Source organism: uncultured Tateyamaria sp., from assembly GCF_947496075.1.
Taxonomy (GTDB): domain Bacteria; phylum Pseudomonadota; class Alphaproteobacteria; order Rhodobacterales; family Rhodobacteraceae; genus Tateyamaria.
In genome coordinates, this window is the sequence record NZ_CANMBJ010000002.1 from 544,326 (window position 1) to 560,683 (window position 16,358).

The 16,358-nt window shown below is 63.1% G+C and carries 22 protein-coding genes and 1 riboswitch; of the genes, 1 reads left to right on the top strand and 21 read right to left on the bottom strand.

The genetic code is table 11. From position 1 onward, the window contains the following. Nucleotides 1–56: 56 nt before the first annotated feature. The 18 genes from ureG to cbiE all read right to left on the bottom strand — a co-directional run bounded on the left by ureG (nt 57) and on the right by cbiE (nt 13,519). Complete coding sequence (gene ureG, locus Q1A51_RS06565) at nt 57–683, bottom strand: urease accessory protein UreG (RefSeq protein ID WP_299598487.1); 627 nt, start codon at nt 681–683, stop codon at nt 57–59. Then, nucleotides 680–1,309: an urease accessory protein UreF gene (locus Q1A51_RS06570; RefSeq protein ID WP_299598485.1), complete on the bottom strand. Its 630-nt coding sequence runs from the start codon at nt 1,307–1,309 to the stop codon at nt 680–682. The genes ureG and Q1A51_RS06570 overlap by 4 nt, the downstream gene beginning before the upstream one ends. After that, a complete protein-coding gene (gene ureE, locus Q1A51_RS06575; RefSeq protein ID WP_299598482.1) occupies nt 1,306–1,761 on the bottom strand; it encodes an urease accessory protein UreE in 456 nt (151 codons plus the stop codon). The genes Q1A51_RS06570 and ureE overlap by 4 nt, the downstream gene beginning before the upstream one ends. Nucleotides 1,762–1,777: 16 nt before the next feature. Beyond that, nucleotides 1,778–1,948 carry a hypothetical protein gene (locus Q1A51_RS06580; RefSeq protein ID WP_299207394.1) on the bottom strand — a complete coding sequence of 57 codons (171 nt, stop codon included), beginning with the start codon at nt 1,946–1,948 and terminating at the stop codon, nt 1,778–1,780. A 219-nt stretch (nt 1,949–2,167) separates the two neighbouring features. Next, nucleotides 2,168–3,928: an urease subunit alpha gene (ureC, locus tag Q1A51_RS06585; RefSeq protein WP_299598479.1), complete on the bottom strand. Its 1,761-nt coding sequence runs from the start codon at nt 3,926–3,928 to the stop codon at nt 2,168–2,170. 468 nt (nt 3,929–4,396) lie between these two features. Continuing rightward, on the bottom strand, nt 4,397–4,792 hold the full coding sequence (locus Q1A51_RS06590) for a carboxymuconolactone decarboxylase family protein (RefSeq protein ID WP_299598476.1): 396 nt from the start codon (nt 4,790–4,792) through the stop codon (nt 4,397–4,399). Beyond that, a complete protein-coding gene (locus Q1A51_RS06595) occupies nt 4,792–5,613 on the bottom strand; it encodes a cyclase family protein (protein ID WP_299598473.1) in 822 nt (273 codons plus the stop codon). Before Q1A51_RS06595 ends, Q1A51_RS06590 begins: the two co-directional genes overlap by 1 nt. Before the next feature lie 30 nt (nt 5,614–5,643). Beyond that, complete coding sequence (locus Q1A51_RS06600; protein ID WP_299598470.1) at nt 5,644–5,949, bottom strand: urease subunit beta; 306 nt, start codon at nt 5,947–5,949, stop codon at nt 5,644–5,646. Next, entirely contained in the window at nt 5,946–6,110 is a 165-nt protein-coding gene (locus Q1A51_RS06605; RefSeq protein ID WP_299598467.1) for an LPXTG cell wall anchor domain-containing protein, read from the bottom strand. The genes Q1A51_RS06600 and Q1A51_RS06605 overlap by 4 nt, the downstream gene beginning before the upstream one ends. A 20-nt stretch (nt 6,111–6,130) precedes the next feature. Further along, on the bottom strand, nt 6,131–6,433 hold the full coding sequence (locus Q1A51_RS06610) for an urease subunit gamma (RefSeq protein ID WP_299598464.1): 303 nt from the start codon (nt 6,431–6,433) through the stop codon (nt 6,131–6,133). Between the two features lie 4 nt (nt 6,434–6,437). Next, nucleotides 6,438–7,271: an urease accessory protein UreD gene (locus tag Q1A51_RS06615; RefSeq protein WP_299598461.1), complete on the bottom strand. Its 834-nt coding sequence runs from the start codon at nt 7,269–7,271 to the stop codon at nt 6,438–6,440. A gap of 98 nt (nt 7,272–7,369) precedes the next feature. After that, nucleotides 7,370–8,113 carry a precorrin-6A synthase (deacetylating) gene (gene cobF, locus Q1A51_RS06620; RefSeq protein WP_299550163.1) on the bottom strand — a complete coding sequence of 248 codons (744 nt, stop codon included), beginning with the start codon at nt 8,111–8,113 and terminating at the stop codon, nt 7,370–7,372. Nucleotides 8,114–8,167: 54 nt separating this feature from the next. Then, nucleotides 8,168–8,845 carry an energy-coupling factor ABC transporter permease gene (locus Q1A51_RS06625; protein ID WP_299598458.1) on the bottom strand — a complete coding sequence of 226 codons (678 nt, stop codon included), beginning with the start codon at nt 8,843–8,845 and terminating at the stop codon, nt 8,168–8,170. A 51-nt stretch (nt 8,846–8,896) separates the two neighbouring features. Continuing rightward, nucleotides 8,897–9,087, bottom strand: a riboswitch (cobalamin riboswitch). 60 nt (nt 9,088–9,147) lie between these two features. Beyond that, nucleotides 9,148–9,867 (bottom strand): uroporphyrinogen-III C-methyltransferase, encoded by a 720-nt coding sequence (cobA, locus tag Q1A51_RS06630; RefSeq protein WP_299598455.1) that lies wholly within the window; start codon nt 9,865–9,867, stop codon nt 9,148–9,150. After that, the gene (locus Q1A51_RS06635) at nt 9,864–11,171 is read right to left on the bottom strand and encodes a cobyrinate a,c-diamide synthase (RefSeq protein ID WP_299598452.1); all 1,308 of its coding nucleotides are present in this window, start codon (nt 11,169–11,171) and stop codon (nt 9,864–9,866) included. Before Q1A51_RS06635 ends, cobA begins: the two co-directional genes overlap by 4 nt. Next, nucleotides 11,164–11,958 (bottom strand): precorrin-4 C(11)-methyltransferase, encoded by a 795-nt coding sequence (gene cobM / locus Q1A51_RS06640; protein WP_299598449.1) that lies wholly within the window; start codon nt 11,956–11,958, stop codon nt 11,164–11,166. The genes Q1A51_RS06635 and cobM overlap by 8 nt, the downstream gene beginning before the upstream one ends. After that, nucleotides 11,955–12,311: a cobalamin biosynthesis protein gene (locus tag Q1A51_RS06645; protein ID WP_299598446.1), complete on the bottom strand. Its 357-nt coding sequence runs from the start codon at nt 12,309–12,311 to the stop codon at nt 11,955–11,957. Before Q1A51_RS06645 ends, cobM begins: the two co-directional genes overlap by 4 nt. Continuing rightward, the gene (gene cbiE / locus Q1A51_RS06650; protein ID WP_299598443.1) at nt 12,308–13,519 is read right to left on the bottom strand and encodes a precorrin-6y C5,15-methyltransferase (decarboxylating) subunit CbiE; all 1,212 of its coding nucleotides are present in this window, start codon (nt 13,517–13,519) and stop codon (nt 12,308–12,310) included. Before cbiE ends, Q1A51_RS06645 begins: the two co-directional genes overlap by 4 nt. On the opposite strand from cbiE, the gene Q1A51_RS06655 reads away from it, so the two are divergent. After that, complete coding sequence (locus Q1A51_RS06655) at nt 13,518–14,273, top strand: cobalt-precorrin-6A reductase (protein WP_299598440.1); 756 nt, start codon at nt 13,518–13,520, stop codon at nt 14,271–14,273. The genes cbiE and Q1A51_RS06655 overlap by 2 nt on opposite strands. On the opposite strand, the gene cobJ is transcribed toward Q1A51_RS06655, so the two are convergent. From cobJ to Q1A51_RS06670, 3 genes are read right to left on the bottom strand one after another with little or no spacing between them, the layout of a single operon-like run. Beyond that, nucleotides 14,246–14,998 (bottom strand): precorrin-3B C(17)-methyltransferase, encoded by a 753-nt coding sequence (gene cobJ / locus Q1A51_RS06660; RefSeq protein ID WP_299598437.1) that lies wholly within the window; start codon nt 14,996–14,998, stop codon nt 14,246–14,248. The two genes, Q1A51_RS06655 and cobJ, sit on opposite strands and share 28 nt — an antisense overlap. Beyond that, nucleotides 14,995–15,729: a precorrin-2 C(20)-methyltransferase gene (cobI, locus tag Q1A51_RS06665; protein WP_299598435.1), complete on the bottom strand. Its 735-nt coding sequence runs from the start codon at nt 15,727–15,729 to the stop codon at nt 14,995–14,997. Before cobI ends, cobJ begins: the two co-directional genes overlap by 4 nt. Further along, nucleotides 15,729–16,358 (bottom strand): precorrin-8X methylmutase, encoded by a 630-nt coding sequence (locus Q1A51_RS06670; RefSeq protein WP_299598433.1) that lies wholly within the window; start codon nt 16,356–16,358, stop codon nt 15,729–15,731. Before Q1A51_RS06670 ends, cobI begins: the two co-directional genes overlap by 1 nt.

The following is a 16,358-nucleotide window of genomic DNA, read 5'->3' on the forward strand; positions in this document are numbered from 1 at the left end:
TCACTCAGGTGAGCGGTTGGGCATTGTCAGCATGTCCCGCGCCGAAACAGTGCACGTTACGCTGGCGTCAGCCCCAAGCCTGACAGGGCGCGAATATGCGTGATGATATCCTCCACCCCCTTGCCATGGCGTAGGGCGGCAAAGACGAAAGGCCGCGTGCCCCGCATCCGCTTTGCGTCCCGTTCCATAACCTCAAGCGAGGCCCCCACATGGGGTGCAAGATCCGTCTTGTTGATGATCAACAGGTCGGATTTGGTGATCGCAGGCCCGCCTTTGCGTGGGATTTCCTCGCCCGCTGCAGTGTCGATGACATAGAGCGTGATGTCGGCCAGCTCTGGCGAGAAGGTGGCCGAGAGGTTGTCGCCACCGCTTTCGATCAGGATCGCTTCGACGTCCGAGTGCCGGTCCCGCATCTCCGCCACGGCGGCAAGGTTGATCGATGCATCCTCGCGGATGGCCGTGTGCGGACAGCCTCCGGTCTCAACGCCGATGATCCGGTCTTGTGGCAGGATTTGGCGACGCATCAGTTCCTCGGCATCTTCCTGTGTGTAGATGTCATTGGTGATCACACCAATGGAATGCTGGTCCTTGAGGGCGGCGGCAAGGGCGGCGGTCAGCGTTGTCTTGCCCGCGCCCACGGGACCGCCGATGCCAATGCGAAGGGGGCCGTTGAGTTGTGTCATGTGCGAAAGATCCGAGGCTGGAGGGTTTCGTGGCGCATGGCCGCGATGTCGGCGGCGAAGCTGGTGGAGGAGATCGCGTCAAGCGGCGTCACTTGCGCGTCTCTTGCGGTGGCAGCGATGGTGGGGGCAAGGGCTGCCAGCACCCGCTGGCCGTCAGTTTGGCCGAGGGGCAGGGCGCGTTGGGTGACCGAAACGAGGTTCGATGCGAAGGCGTGCAGATAAAGCGGCAGGGCATCGGCCAGCGGGATGTCCATGGCGTGGGCGGCAGTGCCGACGGCAACGGGATAAGTGAGGCCCGTGATCTTGATCCCCCAGACGGTGCGGGCGGTGTCACAGAAAGCCGCGCCCTGCAGGTCGGTTTCCTTGAGCCGTTCTGCACTGGCGGCAAAAGCGCGGGCCGTTGCATCGACATGTGCCGGTGTGTCCGCGTCATAAGCTGCGGACAGCAGGATCGCATCCGCACGGCCAGAGCCATGGGTGAGCAGCGCCTCCAGCCAGTCTTGCAGTGTTTCGGCGTCCGTGACCGTCTCATCCGCGATGACCTGTTCCAACCCATGCGAATAAGCAAATGCGCCCACCGGGAAGGCGGGCGACAGCCATTGCATGAGTGTCAGCGCGTGGCTCATGTATGGCTGTGTGAATGATCGTGCCCGTGGGTGCGCCCGTGGCCATAGGCACCGCCCTCGGGGGTGAACGGTTCCACCACTTCGCGTGTGGTTGCCCCGATCTTGGCCAACATGTCGGCCATGACGTGATCGCGCCGGATCAGCAGGCGATCCGCTTCGATCTGGCAAGGGGTGTGGCGATTGCCGATGTGCCACGCGATACGGTGCAGGCTTTCGCCGGTGACTTCCAGAAGAGGCTCAGGGGCGGCCTCGATCATGATCTCGGATTTGTCCGTGGCGATGAGCGCACCGCCATGGTCGAGCGATGTGGTCTGGGGCAGGTCAACCAAGAGCTGAGCACCGGAGGCAAGTGTCAGGACTTTGCGCCGCAGAAAGCGGTCTTCGTAGGTGAGCGACACGTGGTCGCTCACCTGACCGTGAGTGTGACTGTGGTAGTGTTGGGCTGTCAGCATGGGGTGGCCCCCGTGCTTACGACCAATCCCCGTTGATCATGATCTGATGCGCCGCATCGCGTCGCTTTATTCCACGGGCTTTCAGTTCCGCATCCGTCAGGGCGTAGACCGCCTGTGTTTGCGCCAGCGCGCCGTGCGGCAGGCTGATGGAACTTAGGAATGCGGCGAGTCGCTGAAAGAGGGTCATGGGGCACCTGTTTTGTTTCTCCTTCTGGCATGTAGGCGATGTTTTGCTGCGCGGTCAGATGCGCGCACGCATAGCCGCATTTCGTGAGGCGCATGATTTCAGATTTCTTCAGCGTGGCGAGGGTAGCCCCCGGCCGCGGGTAGCAGAGTAGCTCCCGCCCATGGGGGCGGTCGGGGGCTGCCCCCATGGGCGGGCGTGACGGATAAGGGCTGGTTCGCCTCAAAACAAGAAATACCGCTGCGCCATCGGCAAAACTTCTGCCGGTTGACAGGTTAGCAATTCGCCATCCGCCCGCACCTCGTAAGTCTCAGGATGTACCTCGACATGCGGTGTCGCATCGTTCAGCTTGAGGTCCTTCTTACCGATGTTCCGGGTGTTCTGGACCGCAACCGTGTCCTTCGCCAAACCCAGCGAAGCGCCAATCCCTTCGGCTTGCGCGGCGGCGGACACGAACGTAACGGCGGAGCGTTCGACCGACCGGCCATAGGCCCCGAACATGGGACGGGTATAGACCGGCTGCGGCGTCGGGATGGATGCGTTCGGATCCCCCATCTGGGCGCATGCGATGGTGCCGCCCAGCAGCACCATCTCGGGCTTCACCCCGAAGAACGCGGTGTTCCACAGGCACAGGTCCGCGCGTTTGCCGACTTCGATCGACCCGATCTCGTGGCTGATCCCGTGCGCAATCGCCGGGTTGATCGTGTATTTGGCGATGTAGCGGCGCACGCGCATATTGTCGTTGTCGCCGGTTTCTTCGGGCAGCGGCCCGCGCTGTTTCTTCATCTTGTCAGCCGTTTGCCAGGTGCGGATCAGCACCTCGCCCACGCGGCCCATGGCTTGACTGTCGGATGCGATGATCGAGAACGCGCCCATGTCGTGCAGAATGTCTTCGGCGGCGATGGTCTCGCGCCGGATGCGGCTTTCGGCAAAGGCTACATCCTCTGGGATGGATTTGTCGAGGTGATGGCAGACCATGAGCATGTCTAGATGCTCTTCGAGCGTGTTCACGGTGAATGGGCGCGTTGGGTTGGTGGAGGAGGGGAGGACGTGTTCCTCCCCGCAGATTTTGATAATGTCCGGCGCGTGCCCGCCACCTGCGCCCTCGGTGTGGAAGGCGTGGATGGTGCGGCCTTTCATGGCGGCGACGGTGTTTTCGACAAAGCCGCTTTCGTTCAATGTATCGGTATGGATCATCACCTGTACGTCCATGTCGTCTGCGACTGACAGGCAGCAGTCGATGGCGCCAGGGGTGGTGCCCCAATCCTCGTGTAGTTTCATCGCACAGGCGCCTGCCTTGACCTGTTCTTCCAAGGCGGCGGGGAGGGAGGCGTTGCCTTTGCCCGCAAATGCGAGGTTCATGGGGAAGGCATCAGCGGCCTGCAACATACGGCCCAAGTGCCAAGGCCCGGGGGTCACTGTCGTCGCGAGTGTACCGTGCGCTGGGCCGGTGCCGCCGCCTAGCATGGTGGTGAGGCCGGAATGCAGCGCATCCTCGATCTGCTGCGGGCAAATGAAGTGGATGTGGCTGTCAAAGCCCCCGGCCGTCAGGATCTTGCCCTCGCCCGCGATGGCTTCGGTTCCCGGCCCGATAATGATGTTGACGCCCGGCTGCGTGTCGGGATTGCCCGCCTTGCCCACGGCAGCGATGCGCCCGTCTTTCAAGCCCACATCCGCTTTGTAGATACCCGTCCAGTCCACGATCAGCGCGTTGGTGATGACGGTATCGACAGCGCCGTCCGCCCGTGTGACTTGAGACTGCCCCATCCCGTCACGGATGACCTTGCCACCGCCGAACTTGACCTCTTCGCCATAGAGCATGGCGTTGTCACCGCTGCCGCCGGTGGAGGCTTGGCCCGCTGCCTCGGCGGTCAGGTCACGCTCAACCTCAATGATCAGGTCCGTGTCGGCAAGCCGCACCTTGTCGCCCGTGGTGGGGCCGAACATGGCGGCGTAGTCGCGGCGGGAGATGGATGTGGGCATGTCAGGTCTCCGAGCTTGGGACATGTTTTGCGATGATCGCGTCTATGTCGACTGGCTCGCTCGCAAAAAGGGATGTGTCAGGTGTTAGCGTTCCGATAGAGACGCCGTCTCGTTTGACGTCTTCAACAAGCAGTGTGGCTGTTGGCTTGCCCGGACAATAGATATCGGCCAACAATGAGCGCCCATACTCCATTGCAATTGTATAACCGCCGCACTTTGTGCCGTCGGGCAGTTGCGCGCGTACATTGCATCCAACAAAGCAAGTGCCGCGCCGCACTTCGAGCAAGGCCATGCCTGACGGGCCTTGAACAGTTGTGCTTGGAGTGCATGCAGCGATCAAAGGAATGGCAAGCAATGCAGACGCCCGGGCCGCGCAGCGGACCGGATCACGCCCGACCCGCCCCCCAGGGCGGGCGTGATACGCCCACCCTCGGGCCGGGCGTGATCCTCTGTTCGGTGTGTGACAGATCATACTTGGAAAACCTCATCCACCGGCACCTGCATCGCTGTCACCAGCCCGTTGGTCTGCATCGCCATGCCGATCACGCTCAGCAACTCGCCGTGCTGCGCCAGCGTCATCCCCTTTCCATTGGCCGCAGCCGTGTGGGAGTGGATGCAATATTCACACCCGTTCGCCACGGACACGGCGATATACAGCATCTCCTTGACCAGCGGATCCAGCTCGCCCGGACCCATCACCTCTTTCAACCGCGCCCAAGTGGACGCCAGCAGCGCCGGATCATTGGCCAACGCCCGCCAGAAGTTATTGATGTAATCCGTGCCACGGGTTGCACGAATGTCGTCGAAAACGGCCAGCACCTCGGCGCTGGCCTCCTCGTCCGATATGAGTGGCAGGGTTGCCATCAGACCATCGCAAAGATGCGGGCGGGACCACCTGTGCCACCCACGTGATTGGGCGCACCCACCACAAGCGTCGCTCCGGCAGCGGGCACGTTGTCCAGACCGGCCAGGTTCTCGATCCCGTAACGGCCTGACGGCAACCACGCATAATGGGTGGCAAAATCAGGAGACGGCCCATGGTCAAGCGAAAGGGTGTCCACAGCCATGGCCACAGCCGTGGTCTCCTCAAGCAGCATTTGCGTGGCCTCGATATGGAAGCCGGGGAAATGTTTGACGTCATCGGCGTCGTTTCCGACATAGGCCGTGGCATCACCGGATTTGGCCGCCCAGCCTGAATGCATGGCGATGCATGCCTTGTCCGGGATGTCGCCATTGGCCGCTATCCATGCCTTCAGATCATCGGGTGTCACCTGGGCATCGGCATCCTCTGCCGCTTTGGCCGCGATATCCACGACACAGAGTGGGATGACCAGATCGCTCACCGGTATCTCGTCCACCGATGTGCCATCTGCGGAAAAGTGCAGCGGCGCGTCTATATGGGTCGCCGTGTGTTCGTTGATGGCCAGGTTCATCAGGTTGAAGCCGTGTTCTGCAAAGTTGAATTGCTGCTCCATCGAAATGCCGGGCACGCCGAAGAAGGTGGGAAAGTCCGGGCTTAGCTTGTGGGACATATCGACCACACCGCCATGGCCCGCAGCCATGGCCGCTGGTGCGGCGGTCATGCCCACTGTCGCTGCCGCGCCCACTGCGGCGCTGGTCTTGAAAAAGTCCCGGCGCGAGAGCATCCGCTCTTTCACCGCTTTCATCACACATACATCACACATCGTCTTTTCCTCCCTAAGGGTTTGCCCTGCTCAAAGGTCGCCCATCACCTGCTGGTTAAACCCGTATACCTTGCGCGCACCGCCGATCGGGATCAACTGTACGTCACGGGCCTGTCCCGGCTCGAACCGCACTGCGGTGCCCGCCGCGATATCCAGGCGCATACCGCGTGCGGCCTCGCGGTCAAACTCCAGCGCGCTGTTGGCCTCGCCAAAATGGTAGTGGCTGCCGACCTGCACGGGACGGTCGCCGGTGTTGGCCACATGCAGCGTGATGGCCTGTGCACCGGTGTTCAGTTCGATATTCCCGTCTGCCGTGATGATTTCGCCGGGGATCATTTGCGCCTCCATGCCGCCAATGCCGCCCCGACGATCAGCGCGAGGCCCATGGCAACGATCCAGGGCTCCGATCCATGCGGGTGCGCGTGAGCGCCTGAGTGCGCCAAGGCCGGTGTGGCCATGGGCAGCAGGGCGGCGAGGGGGGCAAGCGGAGTCTTCATGGATTTTCCTTTGGGGATTGTCAGCGGATGGGATTATGGACGGTGACCAGCTTGGTGCCATCGGGAAAGGTGGCTTCGACCTGCACGTCGTGGATCATCTCTGGCACGCCGTCCATGCACTGGTCGCGGGTGATGACCTGTGCACCGGCTTCCATCATGTCGGCCACACTGCGCCCGTCGCGTGCACCTTCCACTACCGCATCGGTGATCAACGCGATGGCCTCCGGGTGGTTCAGCTTGACGCCGCGCGCCAGCCGCTTGCGCGCCACTTCGGCAGCCATGGAAATCAGCAGCTTGTCCTTTTCACGGGGGGTGAGTTGCATTGGATTACAGTCTCCAGCAGATGGGCAGGTGACCACCGGTGAGGTGGTCCAGAATGGGCAGAAGCGCCTTGCGCAGGTGATAACCCGAGAGGGCGAGGGCGCGCAGAACAAGCGTGTCGTCGGTCAGCAGGCTGGCCCCACCGGTGTCGGGCAAATGGGCTCGAATAGTGGCCAGGTGCGCCTCGGCATCCGGCGCGATGTAGGTCAGGCTGACCATCGCCGTAGCGTTACCGCCGATGGCGGACCGGGACATCTGCGCGGTCATATCCCCGGATAGGGTCCACGCATCCAGCACCAGAGGCGTGCCATCGCGGGTGATCGAGATGCGGTCCGCGAAATGGCCTTGCACTGCGTCTTCGCCCATGGCGATACGGCCCAGGCACATCGGTTCCACGATCAGCGCGCGGGCGGTTGGGGCAAGGTCGCAGGACAGCCGCCGGGTAATCGCGCAGCCGTCGAACACAAGCGTTTCCTGCGGCAACCACCAAAGCGTTGCGTCGTCTTCGGCGGTAAGGCGGGTCTCGACCCGCCCGACCTCGCCCGGTTGCGCGCGGTAGGCGCGTTCGCAGGCCTGCGTGGTCATCGTAAGATGCGTGCCCGCCCCGGCAGTGGCTGCGTAGTCAAACCTGTCCCCGCCCGTCACACCACCGGAGGTGTTCAACAGCACCGCCGTCAAACCGCGGGTGGCGCGCGGAAAGACCACCTTGGCCGCGCCTTTCTGGTACAGTCCGTCAATGACCGTTTGCCCTCCCACCGGCTTGGTCGATAGGCGCACTGACCCGATGGCGCGTGGTTGCGCGCAGGTTGTGGCAGCAGTCAGGGGCAGGTGGGCAGTCATTCGGTTTCGTGGTCGTTCATACCCTTCGATATGACCATTGCGAAACGTGTTCGGCCAGCCTCTGACCCCGACCTGCGTTCTATTCCTGTGCGGATCGCCTATTTTTCGGGCAGTTTTCGCAGCAGATAGGTATCCATGATCCAGCCGTGGGCCGCGCGGGCCGTGGCGCGGCGCTCCACAATGCGATCCGAGGCATCGGCCAATCGCCCATGATCAAGGATCTGTTCCGGCATGCCCAGGTAGGCCCCCCACCAGATATCATAGGCGTCGCCGTCGAGGGTCTGGAAGGTGCAATCGCCATCCAGCATCACCACCAGCGTTTCGCACCCGTCAGGCCAGCCATGGTCGCGCAGACGCCGCCCGGTCGAGATCGTGACAGGCGCGTTCAGGGTATTAAGCGGAATGGCATGAGCCGCTGTCAGGGCCTGTATCGATGTGATCCCGGCCACCACACGGACCTCCGGCATTGGGTCCAATCGGGCAGCGATGCGCAGGGTGCTGTCATAAAGCGAAGGGTCACCCCAGACCAGCAGCGCGACCTTCCGGGCGGCGGGATATTGCGCCATAGTGGCGGTCCAAAGCGCTGCAATCTCATCATGCCAAGCGTCGACGCGGGCGATGTAGGGTAGGCTGTCATCCCGAACAGGCATGTCAAAGAGAGCGATAGGCGCGTCATCGCGCAGATCGGCAATGATCTGTGTCCGCAGATCGGCCAGATCGGATTTGCCGTCCCCCTTGTGCGGAATTAAAAACAGATCGGCCTCAGCCATCACGCGCCGGGCCTCTCCCGTCAGGTGATCGGGATTGCCGGTGCCGATGCCAATCAAGAAAAGCTGGGTCATGGTGTAAAAAGGGCCGCGCGGTGGCGGCCCCTTCCTTATTCCTATGTTGCGGGATCAAGCCGCGTCATGCAGTCGGTTGGTGAAGATGCCACTGCCTTGCGTGCCGCGCAGCGCCTTGGCGCCCGCCAGAACGGCCAGATCGGCGATGGGCTCGATCAGGATGACCAGCAGATAGGCACCACCGAAGGCCAGTACAGATTGGATGTTCTCGGCACCGACGCCTTGGCCGTAGATCGCCCAGAACGCGACCCAGGCCACAACACCGCCTTGGTACACGGCGGACATCTTCAGCACTTGGGCATAGTCGAGATCCACATAGGCCGTGGCGTTCGGTACAATGCGCTTGGCCAGCGCGTGTACAGCGAACAGCGGGAACAGCAGGGTGGTCATGTTGACAAAGAACATGGGCATGTCGGACGGGGCAAAGAACGTGCCCTGCATCAGCAGGCCGAACACAAGGCCGAAGGCAGCGGCGGCAGGGCCGAGCAGCAGGAACAGGGTTGTGCCAAGGATGAAGTGCACCTCAGAGACGCCAACAGCGAAATGCGGCAGCACTTCGAAGAACACGAACGTGCCCACGGTCGCCATTACGGCGCGCAAAATGAAGGACGGCACGCTGTGCTGTTTCAGGTCCTCGGCGGCCAGTTTGAAGGAATAGCCCGCGGCAGCTGCGGCAGTGCCGTAGGCCAGTGCCATTTTCGCGCCATCCACGACGCCCGGTTCGATATGCATCTCTCTGTCTCCTCGCCACCAACCCCGGCGGCATTATGGCCGGTGACCCGGCAAGTTTCATTTGTCGATGGCAGGTCTCCTGACTGCCGGGTCGCTGCGGGGCCGGACCTTCCCAACCCCATCTTGGGGCCAGTGGTTCATGCCGGGCCGCTCGCCGGTCACAGTTGCGGGGGCAGTCCGGGACTTTCACCCGGTTCCCTTTTCAGACCCCTTTCGGGGCCACCATCGTCAATCCACGTTTACAATGATTCCCCAGCGGGACAAGTCCGGAAGCGGCATTTGACGACGCGGAAAGGGCGCGCTCAGCTTTCCGCAAGCGCGCCGTACAGGATCAGGGCAGGGGCATCACTAACACCCCGGCCCAGTTCCTCGGCCAGTTCCGAAACCGTTGTGCGGTGCAGCTTCTGCGCGTCGGTGGACACACCCTCGGCCAGAAGCGCGGGTGTATCAGCGGGCAGCCCAGCCTGCATCAACATTTCCGCAAAATTGGGAAAGGTGCGCTGACCCATGAACACAACCGTTGTGGCCTGCGCGTCGGCAAGGGCCGCCATGTTCAGGTCCTCGGGCAAGGCGCCGCGCACATCGTGGCCGGTGACAAATTGAACTCTACGCGCTGTCAGCCGCCGGGTCAGCGGAATGCCTGCTGCCGCCGCAGCCGCACAGGCTGACGGCACACCGGGAATGATCTCGAATGGGATGCCTGCGGCCTTCAGAGCCTCTGTTTCTTCTTCCAACCGCCCGAACGTGCCGCCATCGCCGGATTTCAGCCGGACGATGCGCTGACCCTCGGTTGCGTAGTCAACGAGCAACTGGCTGACATGGTGCTGCTTGGGCGATGGGCGTCCGGCCCGTTTGCCCACACCCACAAGGTCTGCACCGCTGCGCGCATGGCCGAGGATGGGACCCGCACTCAGGTCATCGAACAGCACAGCATCCGCGCGCTTCAGCCGATCCACGGCCTTGAGCGTCAAAAGCTCGGGGTCGCCGGGACCGGATCCCACAAAGCTGACAAACCCGGTCATGCCGTTTCCCCGGTGATCAGGTGAAAGAACGTGCCGGTGACATGGCCACGCCGCGACCCGGTCTCAGGCACCGGGTTGCCGTCCGCATCAGACACCTGCGCCAATGGCTCATCGGGTTCGTCAAGGATCGTGGTGTAGTGAAACTCGTGCCCGCGCAGCGCTGCACCGGCGGCAAAGCCAGGCATGGGCGCGTCCAGCACCGCGCGGCGGTAGCCCAAGTGGAACTTCCGCTTTGCAAAGCTGGTTTCAAGGCCAAACAGACCTGCCATCTCGTGCCGCGTGCCGTCCTTGTCGGTCAGACCGGCCCCCAGAACCATATAACCACCACACTCACCGTGAACCGGCTTGGTCTTGGCGTGCTTGCGCAATCCTGAAAGGAACGTGTGTGCCGTCGCCAGTGTGCCACCATGCAATTCGGGGTAGCCGCCGGGCAGCCAGACCAGATCGGCGTCTGGCGCAGGCGCTTCATCGGCTAGCGGAGAGAAGGGCAGCACTTCGGCCCCCGCTGCGCGCCACCCTTCCAGCAGATGCGGGTAGGTAAAGGAAAACGCGGCATCGCGGGCCAATGCGATCCGTTGCGCGGGTGGTGTTGGCAGCGGATGCGTATCAAGGGCTGGACCGGCTTGCGCCACGGCCTTGATCGCATCAAGGTCCACGTTTTCGCGCAGGAAGTCGGCGTATCCCGCGATCGCTGCTTCAAGATCGGGATGCTCAACCGCTTGAATAAGTCCAAGGTGGCGCTCGGGCAGCTTCAGATCGCCGCGCCGGGGCAGACAGCCCAGCACCTTCACCCCTGCGCGTTCCATTCCCAACCGGGTCAGCCGTTCGTGCCGGGGACTGGCGACCCGGTTCAGGATCACACCGGCAAAAGGCAGGTCTGGGTTGTAGCTTTTGAACCCCAGCGCTGTGGCCGCCGCCGATTGTGCCTGTCCGCCCACGTCGATGACCAGAATGACGGGCCAGCCCATGGCAAGTGCGGTTTCCGCGCTGGACCCAAAGCCCGACTGACCGCGTGTGGCTACACCGTCGAACAGGCCCATGGATCCTTCGGCCACGCAGATATCGGCCCCCTGCGATTGCGCCGCGACGCCGCCCAGCAGGTTGCCGTCCATCGCCCATGTATCGAAGTTGAACGAGGCACGCCCGGCGGCTGCAAGATGGAATGCCGGGTCGATGTAGTCTGGCCCGCTCTTGTAGGGCTGCACGACCATGCCATCATCCCGCAGGGCCCGCAGCAGGCCCAGCATCACAGTCGTCTTGCCCGTGCCTGAGGCCGGGGCTGATATCATGAGCCCCTTAGTCATCGCCGTGACTCCAGCTGGCCCATGGACTGTCCGCGCTTTGTGGGCGGTAGCGGCGGTCGTAGTCCGTTGAATACAAACAGCTTTCGTCAAACCACTCAGCCCCGATGGCATGGCCTACAAGGATCAGGGCAGTGCGGCTGATGCCGTCGTTCATGGCGTCTTTCAAGGTGGACAGCGTGGCATGGATGATCTGCTCGTCCGGCCAGCTTGCGCGGTAAACCACCGCGACAGGACAGTCTGCGCCATACGCTGGCGTCAGGTCGGTGATGACCTGATCCAGATTGCCAATGCTTAGGTGGATGGCCAGTGTTGCACCGGTGGCGGCGAAGTTTGTCAGCGTCTCTCCGTCTGGCATGGATGTCGCCCGCCCCGGTGTTCGGGTCAGCACAACGGATTGGGCGACGCCAGGCAGTGTCAGTTCCGCGCCCAATGCTGCCGCCGCCGCAGAGAAAGAGGGCACGCCTGGCGTCACCGTGAACGGGATGCCCGCCGCCTTGATCCGCCGCAGCTGTTCCCCCATGGCAGACCAGACCGACAGGTCACCCGAATGCAGCCGCGCGATGTCCTGCCCTGCCGCATGTGCGGCTTCGATTTCGGCCATGATGGCATCAAGGTCCATGGAGGCCGTGTTCACGATCTTTGCGCCCTCGGGACAGTGACCGAGGATCGCCTCCGGCACCAGCGACCCGGCATAGAGGCACACCGGGCAGGACGCGATCAGGTCGCGTCCCCGCAGGGTCAGAAGGTCGGGGGCACCAGGGCCTGCGCCAATAAAATGTACGGTCATGTGTCTGGTCCTTCGGCTATGGCACAGGTGGCCATGCGATCTTGGGATATGGAGCGGGTGCTGATCAACCGCGCGCCGGGGCCTGCGGCGGCAAGGGCGGTGGCCTCGGCCACGCTGGGCGTACCTTTCTCGGCGCTGCTGCGAACCGACTGGGTGCGCGTTGTCTGGCCTGCGGCCTGGTGTTGGGTGACTGCGATGACGGTCAGGTTCATAGATTTCGCAAATGCGGTCAGGCTGTCCGCCTTTTCTGCCAGAGTCGCCAGCGCATCGGGGGCATCCGCGTGTTGTGCCAACGCGTCGGCAAAGCTGTCTGTGGTCGCCTGTGTGCTGAACCCGAACCCTGCAACAATCATCGGTCGAGGCTCCATTGCACAACGGGGTAGGCGGACGCCCAACCCCGTTTCGGGCCCAAAGGTGCGGCGTGGCCGAGCGCGATGCGCATCAGGTCGCCGCCGTGGATAGCCTGCGCCGCGCTCAGCAGGGCCTCGCCCTCGAGTGTCACAGCGTTGACGACTATGCGGGCCGGGGTGGCAACGGCGGCATCGAGCACGGGTTTGGACAGACCCCCACCAATGAAGATTGCGTGTGCTTCCTTCAGACCCGGGAGCGCGTCGGGTGCGGCGCCCTCAATCACCGTCAGCCGGTGATCGAGACCAAGGTCCAGTGCGTTCTGTGCAATCCGCGCGGCGCGATCGGCGCGGGGTTCTACAGTGGTCGCGGTGGTTGTTGGGTGCGCGAGCAGCCACTCCAGCGCGATGGACCCCGAGCCGCCGCCGATGTCCCACAGATGTTCGCCGGGTTTCGGGGCCAGTGTGGACAGGGTAATGGCGCGCACCGGGCGCTTGGTGATTTGCCCGTCGCTTTGGAACGTATCGTCGGGTTGGCCGGATGCGGCTGTAAGAGCAGGGCCATCGCCCGCCACTTCGACAGCAGCGCAGAGCGGGTGTTCGAATGTGCCGGTGATCGTGTCGGCGCGGTGTTGCGTAAGGCGGTCCTGTGGCCCGCCCAAATGCTCCATCACATGCAGAATACTGTCGCCAAAGCCTTGCGTGTCCAGGTAGTTGCCAAGCGCTGGCACGGCATCCCCATCGCGCAGCGTCACGATCAGGCGTGCGCGCCGGGCGAGATGTGGTCGCATCCGGGCCATCGGCGCGGCATGCAGGCCGAGACACGCGGTGTTCTCCAACGGCCAGCCGAGCCGTGCAGCAGCGAGGGAAAAGCAGGAGGGGCCGGGCAGGGCGATCCATTCGTCAGGGCCGAAGCTGCGTGCGATGACGGAGCCTGCGCCGAACCAGAATGGATCACCCGAGGCCAGCACGACCACTTGTTTTCCAAGCAGGGATGCAAGGATGGCTATGCCATCCGCGAAAGGAACGGGCCATGGGATGAGATCTGTCCCCGCGGGGACACTTGTGCTTAAGGGGTTGTTAACCACAAGATCGAGGTGTCGTTGAGGTCCCATGATAACCTCCGCCTCAGTCAGTGCGGCTTGACTTGCGGAACTCAGACCGGCAACCCCATCCTCGCCTATTCCTATGATCGTCAACCAAGGGTCAGACATGCGCGCCAACCTCCTGATCCTTGCCGGTACGACCGAAGCCACCGCCTTTGCCAACGCTGCCGCAAAAGCGGGGCTGGCCGGTATGGTCAGCTTTGCGGGCCGTGTCGAGAGGCCCAAGCGCCAACCTTTGCCCCAGCGTATCGGCGGATTTGGCGGGGTCGACGGATTGGTTGCGCACATGCGCGATGAACAGATCACCCATGTGATTGATGCGACCCACCCCTTTGCCGCGCAGATGAGTCGGAATGCGGTGGAGGCTTGCGCTAAGGCTGACGTTCCGCTGATCGCACTGACCCGCAAGCCGTGGAGTGCGCAGGCCGGAGATGCCTGGACCCGTGTGCCTGACATTCCGGGTGCTGTGGCCGCCCTGGACCAACCCGCCGTCCGCGTCATGCTGGCCGTCGGTCGGATGCATCTGGCGGAGTTCGCGCCGAATCCGCAGCATTTCTATCTTCTGCGTCTGGTCGATCCGCCCAAAGACCTGCCGCCCTTTCCCGATCACCGCGTGCTGGTGTCGCGTGGACCGTTCACCGAAGCTGACGACCGAGCACTGATGCAGGAGCATCGCATTGATCTGGTTGTGTCCAAGAACGCAGGCGGGACAGGCGCTTACGCCAAGATCGCTGCCGCGCGCGCCTTGGGCCTGCCGGTCATCATGATCGACCGACCGGCTGTGCCGGACCGACAAGAGGCGCATTCCGTGGCGCAGGTGATGGATTGGCTGCGTCATTCGGGCGTCGACCTGGGCGTGTAGACGATAGGTGCCCCATCGCGCGGGATGATCCGGGTGCGGGAAGAGCCCACAATGACCATGGTCCGCATGTCCGCCATATCGGGCGTGGTTAGGGACAGAGGCACGATTTTGATCTCTTCATCGGGGCGCGTTACGTTGCGGGCGAAGATCACCGGACGGTCATCGCCACATGCCTCTTTTAAAACGTCGAGCGTGCGTACGAACCCTTCCGGTCGGGATTTGGACCGGGGATTGTAGAAGGCCATGGCAAAGTCACCTTCGGCAGCGAGGCGCAGGCGCTTTTCGATCAAGCTCCATGGTTTGAGGTTGTCGGACAGGTTGATCGCGCAGAAGTCGTGGCCCAGCGGCGCGCCGCAGCGGGCGGAGGCCGCGAGCATGGCGGTGATGCCAGGGAGCACCGAGATGTCGAGATTGCGCCAGTGTTCGGGCCCGTCCTCGACCGCCTCAAAAACGGCGGCGGCCATGGCGAAAACGCCGGGATCACCTGAAGAGACGACAACGACGTTCTTGCCTTCGCTCGCCATTTCAAGCGCGTGGCGAGAGCGGTCGATTTCGACGCGGTTGTCAGTGGCATGTAGGGTGAGGCCGGGCCGTTCCGCGACACGCGCAACATACGGGATGTAGCCCACCACATCTGTAGCCTTGGCCAGCACATCCGTGACTTCGGGCGTGATCAGGGCGTCATCCCCCGGCCCAAGGCCCGCGATGCGCACCCAGCCTGTCATGGCCGGCGGCCCTGTCCATGCACAACGATGATCGAGAAATAAGGGGTCACTTTCCCCTCGGCCTCGCACAGTTTTTGAACGTTTTGCTCGGGCATGGCGGCGTACTCGACGAGGTAGGCATCTTCGTATTTGCCAGCACGGCGCAGAGCGGTACAGACCTTGTCGATATTGCGCCCGATCTTCATCACCACCAGGGCATCAGCCTGTTCCATGCCAGATACAAGAGTGTCTTCGTCCAGCGTACCCATCAGCACCGTGAGGATGTCGTCGCCCCATGTGATCGGCGCACCGGTGGCTGTCCAAGCGCCAGACATGCCGGTGATGGCGGGCACGACCTGCACTGGCACATGTGGTTCGAGCCGCGTGTAGAGGTGCATGAAGGAGCCGTAGAAGAACGGGTCGCCCTCGCACAGCACGACCACATCCTCGCCTTGTTCGGCGAGTTGGCGCAGGTGGGCGGTACAGTCTGCGTAGAATGCGCTGAGGATTTCGTTGTAGCGTGGGTCGTTCAGCGGGATTTCGGTGGTGACCGGGTACTCCATGGGGAACTCGACGGCATGGTTGGCGAGCATGCCGTTGACAATGGTGCGTGCCTGACCCGGACGGCCTGCCTTGCGGAAGAATGCCACGTGTTGGGCGTTTCGCACCAGCCGGTCCGCGCGGACGCTGAGCAGGTCCTGCGCGCCGGGGCCAAGGCCCACGCCGTGAACGGTTCCGGGGGCGGCGGCCATTATTCTTTCCGGCTCGCGATGGCATTGACGGCGGCGACGGTGATGGCACTGCCGCCCAGCCGTCCCTGCACGATGCAACAGGGAACGGGTTGATCGGCCCAGAGGGCATCTTTGGATTCCACCGCGCCGACAAAGCCCACGGGGCAGCCAATGATGGCGGCGGGGCGCGGGCAGTTGGGGGCTTCGAGCATGTTCAGCAGATGAAACAGCGCAGTGGGGGCGTTGCCAATGGCGACAACTGCGCCTGCCAGATGGGGGCGCCAAAGCTCGAGGGCGGCGGCGGAACGGGTGTTGCTCATTTCTGCGGCCAGTTCGCGGACGCCGTCATTGTGCAGTGTGCAGATCACCTCGTTGTGAGCGGGCAGGCGCGGGCGTGTGATCCCTTCGCTGACCATGCGCGCGTCACAAAGGATCGGTGCGCCGTTTTCCAATGCCGCGCGGGCGGCAGGGACGAAACCGGGCGAAAAGCGGCAGTGCTGTTCGAGGCCAACCATGCCTGCGGCGTGGATCATGCGGACAGCGACCTGTTCCTCGTCCTTGTCGAAGTGGGCGAGGTCGGCCTCGGCCCGGATCGTGGCGAAGGATTGCAGGTAGATGGCCGCGCCATCGGTTTCGTATTCGTAGGGCAT